Source organism: Streptomyces sp. NPDC110618, assembly GCF_055657065.1.
In genome coordinates, this window is record NZ_JBVKBN010000023.1 from 95,319 (window position 1) to 117,848 (window position 22,530).

Below are 22,530 nucleotides of genomic sequence, written 5' to 3' on the forward strand. Positions count from 1 at the left end.
GTCCCCTCCGTCAGGCGGCCAGGCACAGTCCGTTGTACGAGGAGGGGGCGGCGCCGCGTCCGCCGGCCGTGCCGTGCCGGGAGGTCAGGCGGATCAGCTCGCCCTGGGCCCGCGACAGCAGGTCGCCGAGGCTCAGGCCGAGGGCGCGGGCGGCGGCCGCGAGGACCTCGGAGGAGGCCTCCTTGCGGCCGCGTTCCACCTCGGAGAGGTAGGGCATGGAGATCCGGGCGGCGTCGGCCACGTCCTTCAGGGTGCGCTCCTGGGCGAGCCGCTCGCGCCGCAGGACGTCGCCGACCAGGTCCCGCCACAGGGGTTCCCTGGCGGCGGGTGGGGCGCTGTCCGGGCGCGGGGGCTCCTGGCGCGCGGGCGGGCGCAGCGGGATGACGCGGGCTTCGTTCGGCGCGTGGTTGCTCACTTTCCCAGCCTAGGAGCCGGACGCCCGCGGGGAAGGCCGTGGCGTTCTGCCCTGGGGAGAATCGCCCGGCGCGAACAGCGGGTCGAGGGGCCGGTGGATCAGGCCGCGGCCAGCCGGAGCACGGCGCGGATGCGCTTGCCGACCGGGACGCGTTCGACGGCGACCTCTCCCGCCAGGGCGTGCACTATCTCCAGGCCGTGCCCTCCGACGCGCTCGGGGTCGCGGGCGAAGCGGCGGGGCAGGGCGGCGCTGCTGTCGTAGACGGTGACCGCGATCCGCGCGTCGGTGCCCTCCAGGTCGAGGATGTACGGGCCGTTGCTGTGCCGGTCGGCGTTGGTGACGAGTTCGCTGACCACGAGGAGCACCACTTCGTGGGTCCGGTCGGGGATCTCGGCGCACCACTCCGTGCGCAGCCGGGCGAGGAAGCCGGCGGCGAAGGAGCGGGCCTCCGCGATGCACCCCGGTTCCCCGCTGTAGTGGGCGGCCTGGCGCAGCGGTTCCACGGGCACGTCGAATCCGCTCGGAATAACCGCCCCGTCGTGTTCGATCATGCGTGTCTCTCTCGGAAGGCCAAAGGAGGCCGGACGCTACTGCACCAGTGTTCGTACCCAGTGCCGCGCCGGGCAGTCCCCCGGGCCCGAGCCGGGTGCGTCACACCGCCGGGGTCGAGGTGAGTCCGGGGCTGCCGCTGGTGGTCAGCGACTCGCTGATCGAGTCGGACGCCAGCGGCGAATCAGGGGTGGAGGTGTCCGGCGTGAGCGGCGTGTCCGTCGTGGTGTCCGAGGTAGGCGGGCTGGTCGGGGTCGACGGGGAGGTCGGCACGGACGGCGAGGTGGGCGGGCAGCCCGTCTCGTTGCCGGCCGTCGGGGGCGACGGGCAGGCCGTCGTGGTGTGCGGCGAGGTCGAGGGCGACTTGGTCACCGGCGGGGAGGGGTGGTGCGGCGGGTGCGTCTTCTTGTCCTTGTGGCCGGTGTCGCCGTGCTGCCGGTGGAACCACTCGTCGTGCTGGTGGTCGTAGACCACGAAGACCTTGATGACCTCGGTGGAGGGCGAGACCACCACCGTGTTCGAGGCGCTGTACGACGGCCAGGAGTCGCCGGTGGGCTTCGGCGTGTCGTTCAGCGCGACCGGCGGGGTCAGCGGGTTGCCGCAGGCGCAGCGCACCCGGGGCATGCCGTGGTCGTCGACGAGGACGGCGGTGCCGGCCTGGAGGACGGCCTGGTAGCTGGTGGCGCCGCCGTCGCGGTAGCCGTGGTTGGTGACGCGGGTGTCCATGCGCAGCTGTACGGGGGTCAGTCCGCGCAGGTAGTCCGGGACGGCGTCGGGTGCGACACCGGCGACGGAGGCGAACGCCTTGTTCTTCTGCGGCTGCGACTGGAGCGCCTTGATCTGCTTCTCCACGTCGCACGCGGCCACGTTGCGGGTGCCGCCGTACAGGCCGGGGGCGCCGCCGTCGACTCCGCGTACCTCGTTGGTGTCGCCGGAGCCGGTGGCCGGGGACGGGGTGACGGGCGCGGCGGAGCTGTTCGTGGCGGTGGACTCGGTGAAGGGGTCGGGGCCGTTCTTTCCCGCGGCCTGGAGGAAGACCTCGCCGCCGGAGCCGGAACCTCCGCCGCCGCCTCCTCGGCCCAGGACGACCGCAACCACCACGGCGGCCACGACCACCGTGGCCAGGACGGCCATCCGGGGTACGGACCGCCACCAGGGCTGGTGCGGTTCGGGCTCCGGGGGGACCGCGCCGCCGCCGCTGCCGGAGGGCGGGGTCGGCGGGATGCCGCCTCCGCCGCTGCCCGGGGGCTGGGAGGGGGGTCCGGAGGGCGGCTGCGAGGGACCGGACAGGGGGCCCGAAGGGGGTCCTGTGGGTCGGCCCGACGACGGAGGTTCGACGCTCACGATCCCTTCTTCCCAATGCGGGACCATCGCGGCAATTCACACCAATAGCCACATTTCCGCATCGTGACCATTGTGTGCTCCGGTCCGCCCCGGTCCGCAAGCCGGACGCGGACGGCCCCTCTCATCGGGCGAGGTACCCGGGTGCTGCTTAGCGTGGCAGCGTGAGCGTACGCACAACCTCCGGCCGGGCCGTGGCCCGCCACGGCTGGCCGCAGGCCCTGGTCGCCGTTGCGGCCGGGATGATCGCCATGGGCGTGGTCGCCGCGCTGGGGCTGTGGGCGGCGGGGGCGACGGACCTGCCGGACAACGCCTATCCCCGGGTCGTCGCCGCGACGGTGGTCACCGCGGTGGGCGGCACGGTGGAGATGTCGGGCGACGCCGGCGGCCTCGCCGAGTCGGCGGCGGATCTCACGGTGATCCCCTTGTCCGTGACCCTGGTGGGCGCCCTGGTGACGGCCGCGGGATTCCTGCGCCCGCTGCGGCACCGGGCGGTGACGGGTGCGCGGGAGCTGGCGGGCTGGGCGGCCCGCGTCGCGGTGCTCTGGCTGTTGGCGCTGCTGGGCCTGGCGCTGTTCGCCCGCCAGGACTTCAAGATCTCTCTCGGCGGCGACAGGCTCAGCGACATCGGCGACCTCTTCGGTGTCTCCCCGAAGGTCGGCTTCCGCACGGACGTGCCGCTGACCCTGTTCTTCGGCCTGCTATGGCTGGTGGGGGTGCTCGTCCTGGCCCTGCTGGTGGCCCGGGGCGCCCCCCTGCCGCCGAGGCTGCTGCGCTTCCAGGAGTCGGTACGCCCGGCGGCCTACGCGATGGTGGCCCTGCTGCTGGCCTGCGTGGCGCTGGGCGTGGTGATCGGCGTGGTCGTCGCCCTGACCCGGGGCCACGCCCGCGAGACCCTCGCCGTGATCCTGCTCGGCCTGCCGAACCTGATGTGGCTGGCCCTGACCGTCGGCCTGGGCGCCACCTGGGAGGGCAGGGTCGACGGGCCCTTCGGCCTGCCGATGCCGCATGTCCTGGACGAGGTACTGCGCGGCTCCGAGACGACGGACCTGAACCTGAGCACCCTGTCCGAGTACGACAGCCGCGTGTGGTGGCTGCTGGTCGTGACGGCGGTCCTGGTCCTGGCCGCCGCCTTCGTGATGGCGGCCCGCTCCCCCGGCAGGATGCGCCCCTGGCAGCACGCGGTGCACATGGCGGTCGCCCTGGCCCTGACAGTCCTGATGATCTGCCTGGTCGCCCGGATCTCGGCCCACTACGGCCTGTCGGTCCTGGGCATCGGCGACCTCGGCGGAGACCTGGGCGGGGAACTGCTCCTCGAACCCCGCCTCTGGACGACCCTGGGTCTCGCCCTGGTGTGGGGGCTGGTCGCGGGCTTCATCGGCGGGCTGGCCGCCCGACCGGTGCAGCGCCGCTAGAAGGACCGCTCTGGAGGAACCGCCTCAGAAGAACGGCTCCGCCCACCGGGGCGGCGGCCTCGGGGGGTCCGCCGGTTCCGGGTGGTCGCGGCCCATCACCGGGACGTCCACCTGGGTCGGAGGGTGGGTGGCGGCTTCCCCTTCCGCGGGTGCGGCGTCGCCGCGCAGCGCCATGCGGAGCGCCGCCACGAAGGAGAGGCAGGACTCGTAGCGGCTCTCCGGGGACTTGGCCAGGGCCTTGGCGAAGACGGTGTCCACCGGTGTGGGGAGGTCGGGGCGGGAGCCGGTCAGGGGCGGGGGCTGGTCGTACTGGTGGGCCCACAGGAGGGCCATGTCGTCGTCCCGTTGGAACGGGGGGTGGCCGGACAGGCACTCGTAGACGACGCAGGCGAACCCGTAGACGTCGCAGCGCGCGTCCACCGGCTTGCCGGAGATCTGCTCCGGGGCGACGTAGTCGAGCGTGCCCACGAACTGGCCGACGGTGGTGAGCCCGGTCAGGGACAGGGACTTCTTGGTCAGGCCGAAGTCGGTGAGGTAGGCGTGCTCGGGGTGGTCGCTGTCCGTGCCGCGGGCGACCAGGATGTTGCCGGGTTTGACGTCCCGGTGGACCAGGCCGTGCTCGTGGGCCGCGTCCAGGGCGGAGGCCACCTGGCCGGCGATGCGTACGGCCGTCGCCGGCGACAGCGGGCCCTGGCGGTCCAGGAGGTGGCGCAGGTCGCTGCCCGCCACGTATCGCATCGCGATGAACAGGACGTCGTCCGTCTCGCCCGCCTCGAAGACCGGCACGATGTGCGGGTGGTCGATGGCCGCCGCGGCCCGCGACTCGTGGCTGAACCGGCGCCGGAAGGTGTCGTTGCGGGCGAGTTCCGGCGCGAGCAGCTTGAGCGCGACCGAGCGATCCAGGCGCAGGTCACGGGCGCGGTAGACGACCGCCATGCCGCCGCGGCCGATCTCCTCCTCGATGCGGTACCCGGCGACCTGCCGGCCGATCAGCTCGGAGGGACTGCCCGAGAACAGACTCGTCTCACGGACCATCCGGGCTCACCACCCGGGTGGCGGTGAGGCCGGGGTCCCCGGTGTCGGCGCGGGGCCCCTCGTCGGTGGTGAAGGTGCTCAGCCGCATCCCGTCCGCGTACACCCAGCGCCCGTGCTCGGAGTCGTACAGCCACACGTGCTCGCCCTCGACGACCACCCCGATCCGCAGTCCGTGGGTGCGGTCCCGGAAGGACTCGCCGTCGAGGCCGCCCGAAGCCAGGTCCTCCATCGCGGACCGGTACCGGGACAGGGTCTGCTCGGCGCGGGCGAGGTACGGGAGCGGGTCGGCGGTACGGGCCGGGGACGCGCCCGGAACCGGCGGGTCCTGCGGCACGGCGACCAGTTCCCGGGCGTCCACCCAGGCCGACCAGCCGTTGGCGCACAGCACGCGCCCCCAGTCCCCGCGCCGTTCCAGGAGCTGCACCGGAAGCAGCGCGTCCAGGGGCACCGTGGGCCGGGACGGATCGGGCAGTTCCCAGGCCGGCATCCCGTGGCCGGGGACGACATGGGTGGGCCGGAATCCGGGAGTCGCCATGGCATGCCCCTACTTCCGCATCACGACGGGTTCCTGGCGCCGCAGCAGCCGGGAGACCACGTAGCCGAAGAGCGCCGACAGCACGATCAGCATGCCGATGTTGAGCAGCCACACGCCCGTCGAGTGCTCGAAGAGCGGGTCGCCGGTGAGGTCGCCGGGCACGATCCGGGCCAGGCCGACGGTCCCGGCCATCGCGCCGAGCGCCCAGCGCGAGGGCACCAGCCAGGCCAGCTGTTCCAGTCCGGGCACGCCGTCGAGCTTGAGCAGGGCGCCGCAGAACACCACTTGGACGATGGCCAGCAGCACCAGCAGTGGCATCGTCACCTCTTCCTTGCGCACCAGTGCCGAGACCAGCAGGCCGAGCATCATCGCGGTGAAGGCGAGCAGGGCCACGGCGACGGTGATCTCGATGAGCGGCGGCATGAGGACGCCCTCGCCGCCGGGCGCGTTGAGGTCGACGCCGAGCAGGGCGACCAGGGTCAGCACCACGGCCTGGAGCACGGTGATGGTGCCGAGCACGACGATCTTGGACATCAGGTAGGCGGATCTGGACAGGCCGACGGCGCGCTCGCGCCGGTAGATCACGCGTTCCTTGACCAGTTCGCGCACGGCGTTGGCGGCGCCGGTGAGGACCGCGCCTACGCACAGGATGAGCAGCGCGTTCATCGCGGTGTCCCGGGTCAGCGAGCTGCCCGCCAGGGCGCGGGCCATGGCGCCCATCACGAACGGCAGCGCGATCATGATGGCGAGGAAGGTGCGGTCCGCGCTGAGCGCGGCGGCGTAACGGCGGATCAGTGTGCCGAGCTGGGCGCCGCGGCTGCGCGGGCGCGGCGGCGGGGTGATGACGACGGGCCCGTCGCGCATCAGCCGCGGCTGCGCGGTGGCGTCGACGACGTACCGGCGGTGCTGCGGCGAGCTGGTGTAGGCGCCGGACCAGTTGCGCTCCCGGTCGCGCTCGAATGCCTCGAACGCCTCCGGCCACTCCTCGAACCCGAAGAACGGCAGCGCCTCCTCGGGCGGCCCGTAGTAGGCGATCCGGCCGCCGGGCGCGAGGACCAGCAGGCGGTCGCAGACGTCGAGGCTGAGCACGCTGTGGGTGACGACGATGACGGTGCGGCCGTCGTCGGCGAGTCCGCGCAGCATGTGCATCACCGAGCGGTCCATGCCGGGGTCGAGTCCCGAGGTCGGCTCGTCCAGGAAGAGCAGGGAGGGCTTGGTGAGCAGTTCCAGGGCGACGCTGACGCGTTTGCGCTGGCCGCCGGAGAGGCTGTGCACGGGCTGTCCGGCGCGCTGTTCCAGGCCGAGTTCGCGGATGACCTCGTCGACCCGGGCCTGCCGTTCGGCCTTGGCGGTGTCCTGCGGGAAGCGCAGTTCGGCGGCGTAGGACAGGGCGGCGCGGACGGTGAGCTGGGCGTGCAGGATGTCGTCCTGCGGGACCAGGCCGATGCGCTGGCGCAGTTCGGCGTAGTCGCGGTAGAGGTCGCGGCCGTCGTAGACGACGGTGCCGTGGTCGGCGGGGCGCTGTCCGGTGAGGGCGTTGAGCAGGGTGGACTTGCCGGCGCCGCTCGGGCCGACGACGGCGAGCAGGCACTTCTCCCCCACCGGGAAGGACACGTCGTCGAGGAGGGTCTTGCGGCCGTGGTCGACGGCGACGGTGAGGTCCTGCACCTCAAGGGAGACCTCACCGGTGTCGACGTACTCCTGGAGTTCGTCCCCGACCAGGCAGAACGCCGAGTGCCCGATGCCGATGACGTCGCCGGATCGGACCTCCGCGAGGTTGACGGGGCTGCCGTTGAGGTAGGTGCCGTTGTGGCTGCCCAGGTCGGCGATCTCGTGGCCGCCGTCGGAGCGGCCGCGCAGTTCGGCGTGGTGCCGGGAGACGGTGAGGTCGTCGATGACGAGGTCGTTGTCGGGGGCGCGGCCGATGCGCACGGTCCGGGCCTGGGGCAGCGGCCGTACGGTGGTGGGCTGCCGGAAGGTGCCGGTCCGGGCGGGCGCGGAGACGGCCGAGGGGCGTTCCGGCCTGGGTTCGGGGCGGCCGAGGACGACGGCGCGCGGTCCGTCGGCGGGGTTGCCGAAGCGGATCACGGTGCCGGGTCCGACGTACCGCTCCTGGATGCGACGGCCGTCGGCGTAGGTGCCGTTGGTGCTGTGCTCGTCCTGGATCGTCCAGTGGTCGTCCTCGGGGTGCAGGACCGCGTGGTGCCAGGAGACCCGGGCGTCGTCGAGGACGATGTCGCTGAGGGGGTCGCGGCCTACGTGGTAGTCGCGGCTCGGGGTCATCACGGTGGAGCCCGACTCGGTCTCCAGCACGAGTACGGGCGCAGTCGGTGCGAGCGGTCGCTCCGCCATGCCTGGATTCTACCGATTTGCCCACTAGTACGCCTGGCACACCCTGGCGTCCGGCAGGCGCCGGTGGCGCTTGACCTGTGTGCGGGCGGCCACTGCCTGCGCCGACGCGGGGGGGCGAAGGCGTCACGACAGGAGGCGTCGGCGGCGGGCGGCTCAGCCGACGGGGACGACCAGGGCGGGGACGGTGCGTTGCATGCGCAGTGCGTCGACGGACTCGGCGAGCAGTTCGTACTCGGTGGTGTCGTCGCTGGTGGCGATCCGGATCAGCCGTCCGGCGGCCAACTGCTCGGCGACCAAATCCTGCTGGCCGGCGTCGGCGCACCAGGCGCGCAGTACGGCGGGGACGTCGGGGACGGTGCCGGCGACCGGGACGAGGGCGGCGGCCGGGAAGTGCTCGGTCTCGGGCTGCGGGTCTAATCGCTCGGCGATCCAGGTCGCCCGGTCCCGTAACCACCACAGGGCGAGGGCCAGCGTGGGAGCCCGGTAGGTGCCCAGCGGCACCCCGATACGCCGGCCGCCGCAGGTGCCGTACGCGGTGACATGGCACAGAAATTCGTCGTGCACGTCTCTCTCCCCCGTGACGCCGGCCCCGGAGCCGGGCCTCGCTTCCCGTGCGGTGCGTGATCGTTTCTTCGCTCCGCGTAAGGGCCACTCTTGAGTTGAGTATGTTCACTGCTGAATCACTGTCACCATGACTTTCCGGCCAGTCTCCTGGCATATTCCGGAAGGTCGCTGGCCGAAAGCACCCCGGGGAACAGGTGTTCCCGGAGACGGTCACCATCCGTCACCGGGAACACCGGGAACACCGGGGCATCGCCTAGGACTTGATGACCGCGTCGATACGGGCCAGCTCCTCGGCGTCGAAGTCGAGGTTGGCGATGGCGGCGACGCTGTCCTCGATCTGCCGCGCGCTGCTGGCGCCGACGAGCGCGGAGGTCACCCGGCCCCCGCGCAGCACCCAGGCGAGCGCCATCTGCGCCAGGGACTGACCGCGCGACTCGGCGATCTCGTTCAGCGCCCGGAGCCTGCCCACCAGGTCCCCGGTGAGCGCGTCGGAGTTCAGGAACGGGCTGTCGCTCGCGGCCCGCGAACCCTCGGGGATGCCGTCGAGGTAGCGGGAGGTCAGCACGCCCTGCTCCAGCGGCGAGTAGACGATCGAGCCGACCTGGAGCTCGTCCAGGGCGTCCAGCAGACCCTCGTCCTCCGGGCGCCGGTCGAGCATCGAGTAGCGCGGCTGGTGGATCAGCAGCGGCGTGCCCAGCTCGCCGAGGATCCGGGCCGCCTCCCGGGTCTGTTCGGCGGAGTAGTTGGAGACGCCGACGTAGAGCGCCTTGCCCTGCTGCACGGCCGAGTGCAGCGCGCCCATCGTCTCCTCCAGCGGAGTCTCCGGGTCCGGCCGGTGCGAGTAGAAGATGTCGACGTAGTCCAGGCCCATCCGCTGCAGGCTCTGGTCCAGCGAGGACAGTACGTACTTGCGCGAGCCCCACTCGCCGTACGGGCCGGGCCACATCAGGTATCCGGCCTTGGTGGAGATGACGAGTTCGTCGCGGTACGGCGCGAAGTCCGCCTTCAGGGCCTCGCCGAGCGCGGACTCGGCCGCGCCGGGCGGCGGGCCGTAGTTGTTGGCCAGGTCGAAGTGGGTGACCCCGAGGTCGAAGGCGCGGCGCAGGATCGCGCGCTGCGTGTCGACCGGGCGGTCCGGACCGAAGTTGTGCCACAGGCCGAGCGAGAGGGCGGGCAGCTTCAGACCGCTGCGTCCGGTGCGCCGGTAGGGCATGTCCGCGTAGCGGTCGGGGTGTGCGGTGTACAACGCGACTCCAGATGAGTGGGCACGAGGGGAAGCGGATTCAGACGCGTTCCCTTGGGACCGGTCTCCACTCTTTCGTGACCTGTGGGCATTGGTCCAACAGAAGAATCCGATGGAATTCAGCGCTTAGGCTTCTCAGTCATGGAACTGCGCCATCTCCAGCACTTCGTCGCGGTCGCCGAGGACCAGCATTTCACCCGGGCTGCCGAACGCCTCATGGTCTCCCAGTCGGGCCTGTCGGCCTCGATCCGCTCGCTGGAGCGGGAGCTGCAGACCCCGCTGTTCGTACGGACGACGCGCAGTGTGACGCTGACCCCGGCCGGGCGGGCGCTGCTGGGCGAGGCGGAACGGATCCTGGCACAGGTGCGCTCGGCCCACGAGGCGGTCGCCGCGGTGCAGGGCGTACTGCGCGGCATGCTGGCGCTCGGCTCCGAGCAGTGCATAGCCGGGGTGCATGTGGCGGGACTGCTGGCTGCGTTCCGGCGGCGCCATCCGGACGTGGAGATCTGTCTGCGGCAGGCGGGCTCGGGGGCGCTGGAGGAGGAGGTGGCGGCGGGCCGGCTGGACCTGGCGTTCGCGGTGCGTACGGCCCAGCAGCCGGCGGACCAGTTGCGCGCCGTACCGCTGACCAGTGAGCCGATGACGGTGCTGTGCCACCCAAGTCACCGGCTCGCCGCCGCCGGGAGCCCGGTCACCCTGGAGGAGCTGGGCGGCGAGGTGTTCGTGGACTTCCACCCGGACTGGGGGCCGCGCCGCACCACCGACGCCGCGTTCGCCGCCGCGGGGGTCCGCCGGTCGGTCGCCCTGGAGGTGAACGACGTGCACAGCCTGCTGGACCTGGTCGACGAGAACCTCGGCATCGCCGTCGTCCCGCGCCACTTCCGGCACAAGCGGCAGTCGCTGGCCGCCGTGCCCGTGAAGAGCACCGACGAGCGGGTCTACGAGACGGTCGCCCTGCTGCCGCCCCCGCAGGCCACCAGCCCGGCGGCCCGCGCGCTCATGGAACTCCTCGCCGCGGAGGGCGACGGACGGGGCGCGTGAGGGGCGCCCGTGCGCGAAGGTGGAGCCATGCATGCCAAGGACATCCTCATCGACGGCTACGGCCGCATCCGCGAAGAAGTCCACGCCACCGTCGAGGGCCTGGACCCCGACGACCTCAACGCCCGGCCGGGCCCGGCGGCCAACTCCATCACCTGGCTGGTCTGGCACCTCACCCGGGTGCAGGACGACCACATCGCCGACGCCTTCGGTCGGGAGCAGGTGTGGCTCGCCCAGGACTTCCACAAGGCCTTCGGCCTCGACCTGCCCCGCCACGACACCGGCTACGGCCACACCCCGGCGAAGGTCGCCAGGGTGCGGGTCGACTCCGGTGAGCTGCTGACCGGGTACTACGACGCCGTGCACGACCAGACCCTCGGCGCGCTGCGGGAGCTGGCCGCCAAGGATCTGGAGCGCGTCGTGGACGAGCGGTGGGACCCGCCGGTCACGCTGGGCGTACGGCTGGTGAGCGTCCTGTCCGACGACCTTCAGCACATCGGACAGGCCGCCTACGTACGCGGGCTGCTTCAGGCGGAGTAGCCCGGCAGGACGACGTCCTGGATGAGGGCCTTGCGCTCGTCGAACGGGAGGAACGCGCTCTTGACGGCGTTCACGGTGACGGTGCGCAGGTCCTCCACCGTCCAGCCCGCCTGTTCGACCAGCAGGGACATCTCGCGGCTCATCGTGGTGCCGGAGACCAGACGGTTGTCGGTGTTCAGGGTGACCCGGAAGCCGAGCTCCTTCAGAGCGGTGATCGGGTGCTCGGCTATGGAGGTGGCGGCGCCGGTCTGGAGGTTGGAGGTGGGGCACATCTCCAGGGCGATCCGGCGGTCGCGGACCCAGCCGGCCAGGCGGCCGAGCTTGCCGTCGACGATGTCGTCGGTGATGCGCACACCGTGGCCGAGGCGCTGGGCGCCGCAGATCTGCACGGCCTGGTGGATGCTGGACAGGCCGTCGGCCTCACCGGCGTGGATGGTGAACGGCACGTTCTCGCGGCGCAGGTACTCGAAGGCGGCCAGGTGGTCGGCGGCCGGGAAACCGGCCTCGGCACCGGCGATGTCGAAGCCGACGACACCCGCGTCCCGGAAGGCCACGGCCTGGTCGGCGGCCTCGCGCACCCGGTCGAACATCCGCATCCCGCACAGCAGCGTGCCCACCCGCACCGGGGTTCCGGCGGCGGCCGCCTTCGCCATACCGGCGGCCAGGCCCTCCTGGACGGTCTCGACGACCTCGGCGAGCGACAGGCCCTTGCGGGTGTTCAGCTCGGGGGCGTAGCGCACCTCGGCGTAGACGACGCCGTCGGCGGCCAGGTCCAGCACGTACTCCTCGGCGGTGCGCAGCAGGCCCTCGCGGGTCTGCATCACGGCGAGGGTGTGCTCGAAGGTGGCGATGTAGCGGACCAGGTCACCGGAGTTCGCGGCCTCGAAGAACCAGGCGGCCAGCTCGTCGGGGTCGGTGGTGGGCAGGGTGTGGCCGACCTCGGCGGCGAGCTCGACCAGGGTGGCGGGGCGCAGGCCGCCGTCGAGGTGGTCGTGCAGGACGGCCTTGGGGAGGCGGCGGATCACTTCGTTGTCTACGCGCGTAGCGGTCATGGCGGGTCTTTCCTTGGGCGAGGGTCGCGAAAGCGGCGGCGGAGGTTCAGCCGGCGGGCTGGAGGAGGTCCCAGCGGTTGCCGTACAGGTCCTGGAAGACAGCGACCGAGCCGTAGGGCTCGTGGCGCGGTTCCTCCAGGAAGGTCACGCCCGCGGCGAGCATCCGGGCGTGGTCGCGGGCGAAGTCGTCGGTGTGCAGGAAGAAGCCGACACGCCCACCGGTCTGGTCACCGACCCGGGCCCGCTGCTTCTCGCCCTTGGCGCGGGCCAGCAGCAGCTCGGCGCCACCGTCGCCGGGGCTGACGACGACCCAGCGGGAGCCGTCGGGACGCGGGGCGTCCTCGACGAGACGGAAGCCGAGGGCCTCGGTATAGAAGCGGATCGCCTCGTCGTAGTCGTCGACGACGAGGGTGACCAGGGCGATACGGCTCATCGATGCCTTCCGGAGGTGTGATTGACGGGAGAGGTTATACGTAAAACCCGGGCGGCGCCAGTCACCTGCGGTACGGACCTGCGGGAGCGCGCCGATCGCCTGCCGCACGGACCCCCGCAACCCCCACCCGACACCCGCCGCACGGGCCCCTGGACCTACGGCTCCGGGCCGGTCCCGGGCGGGCCCTGGGCCCGATCCGCGCCGTCCACTCCCCCGGTACCGTCCGCCCAATGAAGATCACCAGGGCGCCCCGCACCCCCGAGCAGCGCAAGCGCGATCTCCTGCGCCGGCTGGAGACGGAGATGGACATCTGGGTGGCCACGGCCGACGCCGACGGCGTGCCGTGTCTGGTCCCGCTCTGGTTCGTCCGGCACGGCGAGTGCCTGTGGCCGGCGACCCGGCCGACCACCCCCACCGGCCGCGATCTGCGCGAGGGCCGCCGGGCCCGGCCGGCTCTCGGTGACACCCTGGACGTGGTTCTGATCGACGGCGACGCGGAGATGTACGGCACGGCCGAGGTGCCCGACGACGCGGCCGCGGCGTTCCTTGCGAAGACGGGCCGGGACCCCCGGGCCGACGAGGCGCCGTACGTGTTCTTCCGGGTGCGTCCGCGCACGGTGCAGGCGCGCAACGGCGAGCACGAGATGCGCGGCCGGTTCCTGCTGCGGGACGGCGCCCGGGTGGTGTGAGCCGGGCGTTCCGGAGGCCGACATTCTCTTCACGCACGGGAGTTACCCCAGAGTAATCCCCGGTGGTTTGATGTGCGGCGCCACTCCACCCCCCTCACCCTCAGGGAGATCCAGTGACGCTCTTCGCACAGCGCCGTGCACAGGGCTCGGCCGTGCTCGTCCTCGCGCTCGCCGCCGCCGCGCTGTCCGGTTCGACGCCCTCAGCGGTGGCCGCTTCGGCGCCGGAGCTGAAGGTGTTGTCGTACAACGCCTTCCTCTTCAGCAAGACGCTCTACCCGAACTGGGGCCAGGACCACCGCGCCGCCGAGATGGTCAGGGCGCCGTTCTTCCAGGGCAATGACGTGGTGGTGCTCCAGGAGGCGTTCGACAACTCCTCCTCGGACGCGCTGAAGTCCGCGGCGCAGGGCGCCTACCCGTACCAGACGCCGGTGGTGGGGCGGAGCAAGTCCGGGTGGGACGCGACGGGCGGCGCCTACTCGGCACTGACGCCGGAGGACGGCGGGGTCACGATCCTCAGCAGGTGGCCGATCCTGCGCAAGGAGCAGTACGTCTTCAAGGACGCGTGCGGCGCGGACTGGTGGTCCAACAAGGGCTTCGCGTACGTCGTTCTGAACGTGAACGGCACGAAGGTGCACGTCCTCGGCACGCACGCCCAGTCCACCGACCCCGGGTGCGGTGCCGGTGAGGCGGCCGCCATGCGCAGCCGCCAGTTCAGGGCGATCGACGCCTTCCTGGACGCCAAGAACATCCCGGCGGGCGAACAGGTGCTGGTCGCCGGTGACATGAACGTCGACTCGCGCACCGCGGAGTACGCGACGATGCTCGCCGACGCGGGCCTCGTCGGCGCCGAGGCGCGCACCGGGCACCCGTACTCCTTCGACACGCGGGACAACTCCATCGCCCGGGACCGCTACCCGGACGACCCGCGCGAGGATCTGGACTACGTCCTGCACCGCGCGGGCCACACACGTCCGGCCGTGTGGAAGAACGACGTCATCAAGGAGCAGAGCGCGCCCTGGACGGTGTCGAGCTGGGGCACCGAGTACACCTACACCAATCTGTCGGACCACTACCCGGTGACGGGTTCGGCGGGCTGACGCACGCGGTGGGCGCGGCCCGGCGCCGCGCCCACCGTCCGTTGCCCGCCTCAGCTCGCCGCGGCCAGCACCGCCGGGCGGACACCGAGGGCCAGCGAGAACTGGTCGGTGACCTGGGCCAGCGCCTCGGCCGAGGCCGGGGCGACGGTCAGGGTGCCGTCGTCGGCGACGCTTATGTCCTTGTCCAGGGTGAACCAGCCCGGGGTGATGTGGGCGGGGCCCATGGAGTTCAGGACGGGGCGCAGGGCGTAGTCGATGGCGAGGACATGGGCGGTGCTGCCGCCGGTGGCCAGCGGGAGCACGGTCTTGCCCGCGAGCGCGTACTGCGGGAGCAGGTCGAGCAGGGACTTCAGCAGCCCGGAGTAGGCCGCCTTGTAGACGGGCGTACCGATCACCACACCGTCCGCGCGGGCGAACAGGGCGGTGGCCTCGACGATCGCGGGGTGTCCGAAGTCGGCGCCGAGGAGCGCCTCGGCGGGCAGGGTGCGCACGTCGAGCGCGATGACCTCGTGGCCCTGGGAGCGCAGGCGGTCGTCGAGGTGGCGGAGCAGTCGGGCGGTGCGGGAGGTGGCGGAGGGGCTGCCGGAGACGGACAGGACGGTGGCCATGGGAGGGAGACCTTTCGGGGAGTACGGGGCTTGGTCAGGAGGCGTTCTTGGGCAGGCCGGGCGGGTTGATCTCCGACTTCTTCACGGCCTCGTCGGACAGGCCCCAGCGCCTCAGGACCTTGGCGTAGGCGCCGTTGTCGATGACCTCGTTGAGCGCGTCGGCGAGGGGTTCGGCCAGGCCGCTGTCCTTCTTGGTGGTGGCCGCGATCAGGCCCTGCAGGTCGGCTCCGGCGCCGGAGTAGGTGCCGACCACCTCGGTCTTGCCGGTGCTGGCGGCGTGGTAGGCGGCCGTCGGGTTGGGGCCGAGGTAGAGGTCGATACGGCCGGACTGGAGGGCGAGATAGGTGTCGCTGTCGTCCTGGTAGTACTTGATGTCGACCGGCTCGCGTCCGGCCCGCTCGTTCTCCTTGCTCCACTCGATGAGCAGCTTCTCCTGGTTGGTGCCGCTGCTCACCGCGACGGTCAGACCGGCCACGTCCTTGGGCCCGGTGACCTTCAGTCCACTGCCCTTCTTCGCCTCGAAGCCGAGGTTGTCCTCGCGGTAGGTGGCGAAGTCGTACTTCTCCTTGCGTTCCTCGGTGACCGTGATGTTGCTGAAGCCGGCGTCGTACTTGGCGCTGTCCAGGCCGACGAAGATGTTCTCCCAGGAGACGGTGTTGATGTGCAGCTTCAGTCCGAGGACGTCGGCGACCAGGGAGGCGATGTCGGGCTCGACTCCGATGACGGTCTTGTTGTCGGTGGCGTGGAAGGTCAACGGGGCCGCGGAACCGGAGGAGTTGACCACCTCCAGGGTGCCTCTCTCGCGGACCTTCGCGGGCACCTTCGCGGCTATCTCGTCGACCTTGTCGGTGGTGACGCGGTTCTGGTCGGGGCTGAGGTTGATCTTCGTGGTGCCGCCGTCGGCGGCGGCGACCTCGGTGGTGCCTCCGTCGTCCGGGTTGGCGCAGGCGGCCAGGACGAGAGCGGCGGCGAGTCCGAACGCGGCTGCGGTGGTGCGGCGGACGAGGGTGGCGGGCATGGCTGTGCTCCTTGGGAAGGGTGGTTCAGAGGACCTTGGAGAGGAAGGCGCGGGTGCGGTCCTGCTGCGGGTCGTCCAGGACGGCCGCGGGCGGCCCCTGCTCCACGACGACTCCGCCGTCCATGAACACCACGGTGTCGGCGACCTCGCGGGCGAAGCCGATCTCGTGGGTCACGACGATCATGGTGGTGCCGGTGCGGGCCAAGTCCTTGATGACGTCGAGGACTTCGCCGACCAGCTCCGGGTCGAGGGCCGAGGTGGGCTCGTCGAAGAGCAGCACCTTCGGCTCCAGGGCGAGGGCCCGGGCGATGGCGACGCGCTGCTGCTGGCCGCCGGAGAGCTGGCGCGGGTAGGCGTCTGCCTTCTCGGCGAGACCGACCCGGGCGAGCAGGGCGCGGGCGGTCTCCTCCGCCTGCTTGCGGGGGCGGCCGAGGGCGGAGACGGGGGCCTCCACGAGGTTGTCCAGCACGGTCAGGTGCGGAAAGAGGTTGAAGTTCTGGAAGACGAACCCGATGTCCGTGCGCTGCTTGAGGACCTCCTTCTCCTTCAGCTCGTGCAGTTTGTCGCCGGAGCGCCGGTAGCCGATGAGCCGGCCGTCCACGCTGACCCAGCCGCGGTCGACCTTCTCCAGGTGGTTGATGGTGCGCAGCAGGGTGGACTTGCCGGAGCCGGACGGGCCGAGGATCACGGTGACTTCTCCGGCCCGGACCCTCAGGTCGACGCCGCGGAGCACCTCCAGGGGGCCGAAACTCTTGTGGACGCCGTGCACGTCCACCATCGCGTCGTTCATGACTTCTCCGTCAACTGCCGGGTGGCCTGCAGCCGTTGGCGCTCGACGAAGCGGCGGGCGCGCTGCAGCGGGGTCGGGGGCGGGGTGCGGTTGGCGCCGCGGGCGAAGTGCCGTTCGACGTAGTACTGGGCGATGGACAGCAGGGAGGTGAGGACGACGTACCAGGCGGTGGCGACGAGCAGCAGCGGGATCACCCGGCCGTTGCGGCCGTAGATGACCTGGACCTGGTAGAAGAGCTCGCCGATGGACATGACGTAGACCACCGAGGTGCCCTTGAGCAGGCCGATGATCTCGTTGCCGGCGGTCGGCAGGATGGCCCGCATGGCCTGGGGCAGCACGATCCGGCGGATCTGCCGCAGCCGGGGTATGCCGAGCGCGGCGGCGGCCTCCAGCTGGCCGTGGTCCACGGAGATCACCCCGCCGCGTACGATCTCGGCGGCGTACGCGGCCTGATGGAGGGTCAGTCCGATGACGGCGGCGCCGATGGTGCCGATCAGGCTGTTGCTGTCGACGGACCAGAGCACCGGTCCGAAGGGGATGCCGACGCCCAACTCCTCGTACAGGGCGCTCAGGTTGAACCAGAACACCAGCTGCACGATCATCGGGATGGACCGGAAGATCCAGATGTAGGCCCAGGCCACGGTCTGCAGCACCGGACTGCGCGACAGGCGCATGAAGGCGATCACGGTGCCGAGCAGGAAGCCCAGCACGGTGGCGTACGCGGTGAGCTGGAGGGTGACCCACACGGCCTGGACAATGGTCTCGGAGAAGACGTAGGAGGCGAAGACGTCCCATTCCCAGACGGGGTTGGTGGCGAGGCCGTGCACGAACTGGGCGACCAGCACGATGACGGCGGCGGCCGCGATCCAGCGTGCGTAGTGGCGGGCCGGGACGATCTCCAACTCCGCCTGTCTCGCGGCGGGTTCGGTGAGGGTGTCGCTGGTCATGGGGCACCTGTGCGAGTGTGGGCCGGTGGTTGCGGGTACTTCTCGAAGGGCAGCGGGCCGATGGTCTCGGGGTCGGCCGCGGTGTCGAAGAGCGGCGTGTAGCCGGTGGCCAGGTACAGGGCGCGGGCCTCGGGCTGGCGCGGTCCGGTGGTCAGGTAGATCCGCCGGTAGCCGCGGGCGACCGCCTCGCGCTCCAGTTCGGCGACGACGCGGCGGGCGAGCCCGCGCCTGCGGTGTGCGGAGTGGGTCCAGATCCGCTTCAGCTCGGCGGTGCTGTCGTCGAGGCGGCGGAAGGCGCCGCCCGCGACGGGTTCGCCGCGCTCCAGCAGCAACAGCAGTGCTCCGCCGCGGTCCGGGGTGAACTCCTCGTCGGGGTAGCGGGCGAGTTCGGCGTGGGCGTCCTTGCCGTAGCGGGCGGAGTACTCCTCGCCGAGTTCCCTGATCAGGGGCCGCACCCTTGGGTCGGAGACGACGGTGCGCAGGACCGTCAGCTCGGGTGCGGAGGTCATCGGAGCGCCGCCGAGGGGTGCCGGACGGCGCGGGCCGAGGGGATGTCGGGGTACTCCACGGGCATGGCGGTGGCCTTTCGGGGACGGGCGCACGCGGGCAGCGGCACGGCGGCCTTGCGGCGGCGGGGCAGAGGTGACCGTCCGTCAGCGGGACGGGGGCAGGCGTGGATGCCGACGGCGGACGTCGGACATCGGGGAGAACGTCAGTGCCGCGGCAGCGCGGAGGAGAAGAAGAGGGCTCGACCCGGGAACGGGGTCACAGAGCGCGCGGGGCCGGCCGGGCGGCCCGCAGCCGCGTCAGGCGCAACACGCGGCGGACCACACCCGACCGAAGTCGATGTGGTCGCGTGAGACCAGGTGCGGCTGGAGATTCATGCCCCCAATTGAGCAGGGCATTTCGCGTTCCGTCAAGTTCCGGACTGCTTGTTCTCTACTTTTCCTATCGAGTTACTAGGAAAGCATTGACGGGAGCCGTGGGCGTTGCGCAGGATGGGGACCATGCCCCACACGCAGCAACGACTCGTACGTCGTCGGCATGTCGACTTTGGTCACGTCGTCAGCGCCGCCTGCTGTCGCGCGTAAGGCAAGCATCCGCGCTGCCGCTCCGCTCCTTCCTACCTGGGGTCACCCCCCTTCCACGCTTCTGAAGGACGAACGCCATGACCACGGCACTTCCCTCCACCACGCTGTCCGACGTACGCCACCTGCACCTCGTCGACGACCTCCCGCAGGACACCCCGGTCGAGCCCGGCTCCGCGCCGCTCGTCGGCTACCTCGTCTTCGTGCCCGAAGGCACCGACCCCGCCGAGCTGTTCAGCCGGGCCGGAGTCAGCTCCACCAAGCCCGTCCCGACCCGGCACCGGGAGGACGATGTCGTACGCATCGACCCCGAGCGTCATGTCGCGGAGGTCGACGGGCACGAACTCGACCTCACCTACCTGGAGTTCGCGCTGCTGGCGCATCTGGTGGGCCACCCCCACCACGTCCACTCCCGTGAGCGGCTGATGTCCGAGATCTGGGGATACGACCACGTCGGCGACGGCCGCACCGTGGACGTCCACATCGCACGGCTGCGCCGCAAGCTGGGCGCGGCCCACCGGGAGCGGATCGTCACCGTGCGCAGCGTGGGCTACAAGTACGTGCCCGGACGGCGCGTCAGCCCCGACGCCGCGCGACGCGGCCGACCTTAGGAGTGCACCTCATGGGCGTCGCCCCTGCCCCCTTCCGCACCGTCCCGCAGCTCTCGCCGTCCGGCCCGCCCGGCCCGCCCCGGTTCGACCGCGCACACTGGCTGCACGTGGCGCGCGAGACGGCGGACGACCTGGCCACGGACGCGGTGGCCAGGGAACAGGCGGGCAAGGCGCCCTTCGACGAGGTGTCCCGGCTGCGCGAGGCGGGCCTGCTGACCCTGCTGCTCCCGGCCGGGTCCGGGGGCGGCGGCGCCGACTGGGGCACCGCCCTCGCGGTGGTCCGGGAGATCGCCACCGCCGACGCCGCCATCGGCCAGCTCCTGGGCTGTCACTACGTCCTGGCCCACTCCGCCCGGCTGTTCGCCGAGCCGGGGCTCGCCGAGCAGGTCGAGCGCCGGTCGGCGGCCGGGCAGTGGTGCTGGGGCGGCGGCGTCGGCCGCCAGGAGCCCCGGCTGGCACTGGCCAAGTCCGGCGACGGGTACGTCCTCAACGGCCGGCAGAGCTACACCACCGGCGTGCTGGTCGCCGACCGGCTCGCCGTACGGGCCGTGTCCGCCGACACCGGCGAACCCCTCGCGGTCGTCGTCGACCCGGCCAGGCCGGGCGTGCGGCTCGACAACGATGCCGACCCCTTCGGCCAGCGGCTCGCGGCCGGGGGGAGCGTGGAGTTCGACGGCGTCCGGCTGGGCGCCGACGACGTGCTCGGCCCGCTCTCCGCCGATGAGGACGTCCTGTCCCCGGGCGCCTCACTGGCCGCCCCGCTCGGCCGGCTCGTCTCGGTCCACCTGCGCCTGGGGATCGCGGAGGGAGTGCTGGGCGAGGCCCGGGAGTACAGCAGGGCCGGCCATTCCCCCTGGCACCCGGAGTGGCCCGCCGGTTCACCGCAGGACCCCCAGACCCTGGCCGCCTACGGCGAACTCACCGTCCTCACCCGCTCCGCCTCCGCGCTGGCCGCCGAGGCGGTGGCGGCCCTGGAGAACGGGCTGCGCGCCGGGCCGGGCCTGACCTACGACGACTGCGCCGAGGTCTCCATCCTGGTGGCCGTCGCCGAGGCCGCCGCCGCCCGCGCCGCCCACGAGTCCACGGCCCGCGCCCTGGACATCATCGGCGCCCGCTCGACCTCCGCCCGCCTGGGCCTGGACCGGTTCTGGCGCAACGCCCGCGCCCACACCCTGTACGAACCCGTGACCCACCGACTGCGCGATGTCGGCGACTATTTCCTCAACGGGGCGCACCCCGCCTTCAACTTGCCGGTGTAGACCGCCCGTTCGCCGGAACGGTTCCCCCCTTTTCACCTGCCGGTTCTCAATATATGAGATCAAGTCGTCCAACATCTGAACAGCCCCTTGGGGCAAGGGCTGCCGTCTGCCACGATCCCTAGCAACCAGGTAGGAAAACTAGGAATCGATGGGGGGACACAGCCATGGGCACTTCCGTGCGCGTCAGGCTGACGACACCCCTGCTGACCTCTCGCCGCCACATCGACTTCCTGCGTACGTCGAGCGCGATCTGTCGACCCTGCTGAGGACCTTCGCGCGACGTACCCCTGTTCCACCTGACTTCGAGAGGACACCTCTGTGTCTGCCGCACGACCGCTCACCACCCTGCGTGCCATCGCCGCCATAGCGGCACTCCCCCTCCTGCTCACCGCTTGCGGCTACGGCTCCGACTCCGACGACGACCCCAAGCAGGCCCAGGTCGCCGCAGACGCCAAGAAGCTCTCCGTCGACGAGGTGCGGATCGGCTACTTCCCGAACCTCACGCACGCCACCGCCCTGGTCGGCGTCCAGGAGGGCATCCTGCAGAAGGAACTGGGCGGCACCAAGATCTCGCCGTCCACCTTCAACGCCGGCCCCTCCGAGATCGAGGCGCTGAACTCGGGGTCCATCGACATCGGGTGGATCGGCCCGTCCCCGTCCATCAACGGCTACACCAAGTCCAACGGCGAGAACCTGCGGATCATCTCCGGCTCGGCCTCCGGCGGCGTGAAGCTGGTGGTCAACCCCAAGAAGGTCAAGTCCCTCAAGGACCTGAAGGGCAAGAAGATCGCCACCCCGCAGCTCGGCAACACCCAGGACGTGGCCTTCCTCAACTGGATCGCCGAGCAGGGCTGGAAGGTCGACGCGCAGAGCGGCCGGGGCGACGTGTCCGTGGTCCGCACCGATAACAAGGTGACCCCGGACGCCTACAAGTCCGGCTCCATCGACGGCGCCTGGGTGCCCGAGCCGACCGCGTCCAAGCTGGTCGCCGACGGCGCGAAGGTGCTGCTGAACGAGGCCGACCTGTGGCCGGACAAGAAGTTCGTGATCACGAACATCATCGTGTCCCAGAAGTTCCTCAAGGAGCACCCGGACGTCGTCGAGGCCGTGCTGCGCGGCTCGGTGAAGACCAACGAGTGGATCAACGCCAACCCCGACAAGGCCAAGGCGTCCGCCAACAAGGCCCTTGAGGGCGAGACCGGCAAGGCCCTGCCCACCGAGGTCCTCGACCCGGCCTGGGAGTCGATCACCTTCCTCAACGACCCGCTGGCCTCCACCCTCGACACCGAGGCGCAGTACGCGGTGAAGGCCGGTCTGCTGGAGAAGCCCAATCTGAAGGGCATCTACGACCTCACCCTACTCAACAAGGTCCTCAAGGCCGAGGGCGAGCCCGAGGTCGACGACGCCGGTCTCGGCGTCAAGTAGCGGACCCCGTCGAGATTCCCAGGAGGTGACGACCATGGCCACCACGATCGCCAAGGCCGCCGAAGGCGGCACAGCGACCGCGCACGCCGCGCGTATCGAGCACGTCTCGAAGTCCTTCGCGGGCCCCGCGGGGCAGCAGCTCGTCCTCGACGACATCACCCTCGATGTCGCGCCGGGCGAGTTCGTCACCCTCCTGGGAGCCTCGGGCTGCGGCAAGTCCACCCTGCTGAACCTGGTCGCGGGCCTGGACCGGCCCAGCGCGGGCAGCATCAGCACGGACGGGCGTCCGGCGCTGATGTTCCAGGAGCACGCCCTGTTCCCGTGGCTGACCGCGGGCAAGAACATCGAACTCGCCCTGAAACTGCGCGGCGTGCCCAAGGCGGAGCGGCGAGGGCGTGCCGAGGAGCTGCTGGAGCTGGTGCGCCTGCACGGCGCGTACGGCAAGCGGGTGCACGAGCTGTCCGGCGGTATGCGTCAGCGGGTGGC

25 protein-coding genes are annotated in these 22,530 nt (G+C 71.4%); 10 read left to right on the top strand and 15 right to left on the bottom strand.

Annotated elements, in window-relative coordinates; translation table 11 throughout:
* Window positions 1–10: 10 nt before the first annotated feature.
* The 3 genes from ACZ7L7_RS31060 to ACZ7L7_RS31070 all read right to left on the bottom strand — a co-directional run bounded on the left by ACZ7L7_RS31060 (window position 11) and on the right by ACZ7L7_RS31070 (window position 2,308).
* Window positions 11–415 (bottom strand): helix-turn-helix domain-containing protein, encoded by a 405-nt coding sequence (locus ACZ7L7_RS31060; protein WP_472077706.1) that lies wholly within the window; start codon window positions 413–415, stop codon window positions 11–13.
* Between the two features lie 98 nt (window positions 416–513).
* Window positions 514–966 carry an ATP-binding protein gene (locus tag ACZ7L7_RS31065; RefSeq protein WP_285514154.1) on the bottom strand — a complete coding sequence of 151 codons (453 nt, stop codon included), beginning with the start codon at window positions 964–966 and terminating at the stop codon, window positions 514–516.
* A gap of 100 nt (window positions 967–1,066) precedes the next feature.
* A complete protein-coding gene (locus tag ACZ7L7_RS31070) occupies window positions 1,067–2,308 on the bottom strand; it encodes a DUF6777 domain-containing protein (RefSeq protein ID WP_472077707.1) in 1,242 nt (413 codons plus the stop codon).
* Window positions 2,309–2,469: 161 nt separating this feature from the next.
* On the opposite strand from ACZ7L7_RS31070, the gene ACZ7L7_RS31075 reads away from it, so the two are divergent.
* Entirely contained in the window at window positions 2,470–3,720 is a 1,251-nt protein-coding gene (locus ACZ7L7_RS31075; RefSeq protein WP_472077708.1) for a streptophobe family protein, read from the top strand.
* A 24-nt stretch (window positions 3,721–3,744) separates the two neighbouring features.
* On the opposite strand, the gene ACZ7L7_RS31080 is transcribed toward ACZ7L7_RS31075, so the two are convergent.
* The 5 genes from ACZ7L7_RS31080 to mgrA form a co-directional block, all read right to left on the bottom strand.
* Window positions 3,745–4,755 (bottom strand): serine/threonine-protein kinase, encoded by a 1,011-nt coding sequence (locus tag ACZ7L7_RS31080; protein ID WP_285514157.1) that lies wholly within the window; start codon window positions 4,753–4,755, stop codon window positions 3,745–3,747.
* Window positions 4,745–5,290: a hypothetical protein gene (locus ACZ7L7_RS31085; protein ID WP_285514158.1), complete on the bottom strand. Its 546-nt coding sequence runs from the start codon at window positions 5,288–5,290 to the stop codon at window positions 4,745–4,747. The genes ACZ7L7_RS31080 and ACZ7L7_RS31085 overlap by 11 nt, the downstream gene beginning before the upstream one ends.
* Before the next feature lie 9 nt (window positions 5,291–5,299).
* Window positions 5,300–7,642: an ABC transporter ATP-binding protein/permease gene (locus ACZ7L7_RS31090; RefSeq protein WP_471431770.1), complete on the bottom strand. Its 2,343-nt coding sequence runs from the start codon at window positions 7,640–7,642 to the stop codon at window positions 5,300–5,302.
* 153 nt (window positions 7,643–7,795) lie between these two features.
* A complete protein-coding gene (locus ACZ7L7_RS31095; protein WP_285514160.1) occupies window positions 7,796–8,206 on the bottom strand; it encodes a hypothetical protein in 411 nt (136 codons plus the stop codon).
* Between the two features lie 253 nt (window positions 8,207–8,459).
* On the bottom strand, window positions 8,460–9,452 hold the full coding sequence (gene mgrA, locus ACZ7L7_RS31100; RefSeq protein ID WP_285514161.1) for an L-glyceraldehyde 3-phosphate reductase: 993 nt from the start codon (window positions 9,450–9,452) through the stop codon (window positions 8,460–8,462).
* 138 nt (window positions 9,453–9,590) lie between these two features.
* On the opposite strand from mgrA, the gene ACZ7L7_RS31105 reads away from it, so the two are divergent.
* The gene (locus tag ACZ7L7_RS31105; RefSeq protein WP_285514162.1) at window positions 9,591–10,490 is read left to right on the top strand and encodes a LysR family transcriptional regulator; all 900 of its coding nucleotides are present in this window, start codon (window positions 9,591–9,593) and stop codon (window positions 10,488–10,490) included.
* A 27-nt stretch (window positions 10,491–10,517) separates the two neighbouring features.
* Window positions 10,518–11,027, top strand: coding sequence for a mycothiol transferase (locus tag ACZ7L7_RS31110; RefSeq protein ID WP_453603211.1), 510 nt, complete (start codon window positions 10,518–10,520; stop codon window positions 11,025–11,027).
* Here ACZ7L7_RS31110 and ACZ7L7_RS31115 read toward each other — a convergent pair.
* Together ACZ7L7_RS31115 and ACZ7L7_RS31120 are read right to left on the bottom strand one after the other, a co-directional pair.
* Complete coding sequence (locus ACZ7L7_RS31115) at window positions 11,015–12,079, bottom strand: adenosine deaminase (RefSeq protein WP_471431773.1); 1,065 nt, start codon at window positions 12,077–12,079, stop codon at window positions 11,015–11,017. The genes ACZ7L7_RS31110 and ACZ7L7_RS31115 overlap by 13 nt on opposite strands.
* 46 nt (window positions 12,080–12,125) lie before the next feature.
* On the bottom strand, window positions 12,126–12,512 hold the full coding sequence (locus ACZ7L7_RS31120; RefSeq protein WP_285514165.1) for a VOC family protein: 387 nt from the start codon (window positions 12,510–12,512) through the stop codon (window positions 12,126–12,128).
* Window positions 12,513–12,742: 230 nt separating this feature from the next.
* On the opposite strand from ACZ7L7_RS31120, the gene ACZ7L7_RS31125 reads away from it, so the two are divergent.
* The gene (locus ACZ7L7_RS31125) at window positions 12,743–13,201 is read left to right on the top strand and encodes a pyridoxamine 5'-phosphate oxidase family protein (RefSeq protein ID WP_285514166.1); all 459 of its coding nucleotides are present in this window, start codon (window positions 12,743–12,745) and stop codon (window positions 13,199–13,201) included.
* Between the two features lie 113 nt (window positions 13,202–13,314).
* Window positions 13,315–14,298 (top strand): sphingomyelin phosphodiesterase, encoded by a 984-nt coding sequence (gene sph / locus ACZ7L7_RS31130; RefSeq protein WP_285514167.1) that lies wholly within the window; start codon window positions 13,315–13,317, stop codon window positions 14,296–14,298.
* Between the two features lie 50 nt (window positions 14,299–14,348).
* Here the strand turns inward: sph and ssuE are convergent, their stop codons facing one another.
* From ssuE to ACZ7L7_RS31155, 5 genes are read right to left on the bottom strand one after another with little or no spacing between them, the layout of a single operon-like run.
* On the bottom strand, window positions 14,349–14,906 hold the full coding sequence (ssuE, locus tag ACZ7L7_RS31135) for an NADPH-dependent FMN reductase (RefSeq protein WP_285514168.1): 558 nt from the start codon (window positions 14,904–14,906) through the stop codon (window positions 14,349–14,351).
* A 34-nt stretch (window positions 14,907–14,940) separates the two neighbouring features.
* The gene (locus ACZ7L7_RS31140) at window positions 14,941–15,924 is read right to left on the bottom strand and encodes an ABC transporter substrate-binding protein (RefSeq protein ID WP_285514169.1); all 984 of its coding nucleotides are present in this window, start codon (window positions 15,922–15,924) and stop codon (window positions 14,941–14,943) included.
* A gap of 25 nt (window positions 15,925–15,949) precedes the next feature.
* Window positions 15,950–16,714 (bottom strand): amino acid ABC transporter ATP-binding protein, encoded by a 765-nt coding sequence (locus ACZ7L7_RS31145; protein WP_285514170.1) that lies wholly within the window; start codon window positions 16,712–16,714, stop codon window positions 15,950–15,952.
* Window positions 16,711–17,661: an amino acid ABC transporter permease gene (locus tag ACZ7L7_RS31150; protein ID WP_453603219.1), complete on the bottom strand. Its 951-nt coding sequence runs from the start codon at window positions 17,659–17,661 to the stop codon at window positions 16,711–16,713. The genes ACZ7L7_RS31145 and ACZ7L7_RS31150 overlap by 4 nt, the downstream gene beginning before the upstream one ends.
* Window positions 17,658–18,170: a GNAT family N-acetyltransferase gene (locus tag ACZ7L7_RS31155; protein WP_285514172.1), complete on the bottom strand. Its 513-nt coding sequence runs from the start codon at window positions 18,168–18,170 to the stop codon at window positions 17,658–17,660. The genes ACZ7L7_RS31150 and ACZ7L7_RS31155 overlap by 4 nt, the downstream gene beginning before the upstream one ends.
* A 659-nt stretch (window positions 18,171–18,829) precedes the next feature.
* Here ACZ7L7_RS31155 and ACZ7L7_RS31160 point away from each other — a divergent pair.
* The 5 genes from ACZ7L7_RS31160 to ACZ7L7_RS31180 all read left to right on the top strand — a co-directional run.
* Entirely contained in the window at window positions 18,830–19,360 is a 531-nt protein-coding gene (locus tag ACZ7L7_RS31160; RefSeq protein WP_471431776.1) for a winged helix-turn-helix domain-containing protein, read from the top strand.
* Between the two features lie 11 nt (window positions 19,361–19,371).
* A complete protein-coding gene (locus tag ACZ7L7_RS31165; protein WP_472077709.1) occupies window positions 19,372–20,619 on the top strand; it encodes an acyl-CoA dehydrogenase family protein in 1,248 nt (415 codons plus the stop codon).
* A gap of 164 nt (window positions 20,620–20,783) precedes the next feature.
* Entirely contained in the window at window positions 20,784–20,885 is a 102-nt protein-coding gene (locus tag ACZ7L7_RS31170) for a putative leader peptide (RefSeq protein WP_352230224.1), read from the top strand.
* 52 nt (window positions 20,886–20,937) lie between these two features.
* Entirely contained in the window at window positions 20,938–22,044 is a 1,107-nt protein-coding gene (locus ACZ7L7_RS31175) for an aliphatic sulfonate ABC transporter substrate-binding protein (protein WP_285514175.1), read from the top strand.
* Window positions 22,045–22,078: 34 nt separating this feature from the next.
* Window positions 22,079–22,530 (top strand): ABC transporter ATP-binding protein (locus tag ACZ7L7_RS31180; RefSeq protein ID WP_285514176.1); only part of this gene is annotated, 452 nt, incomplete at its 3' end.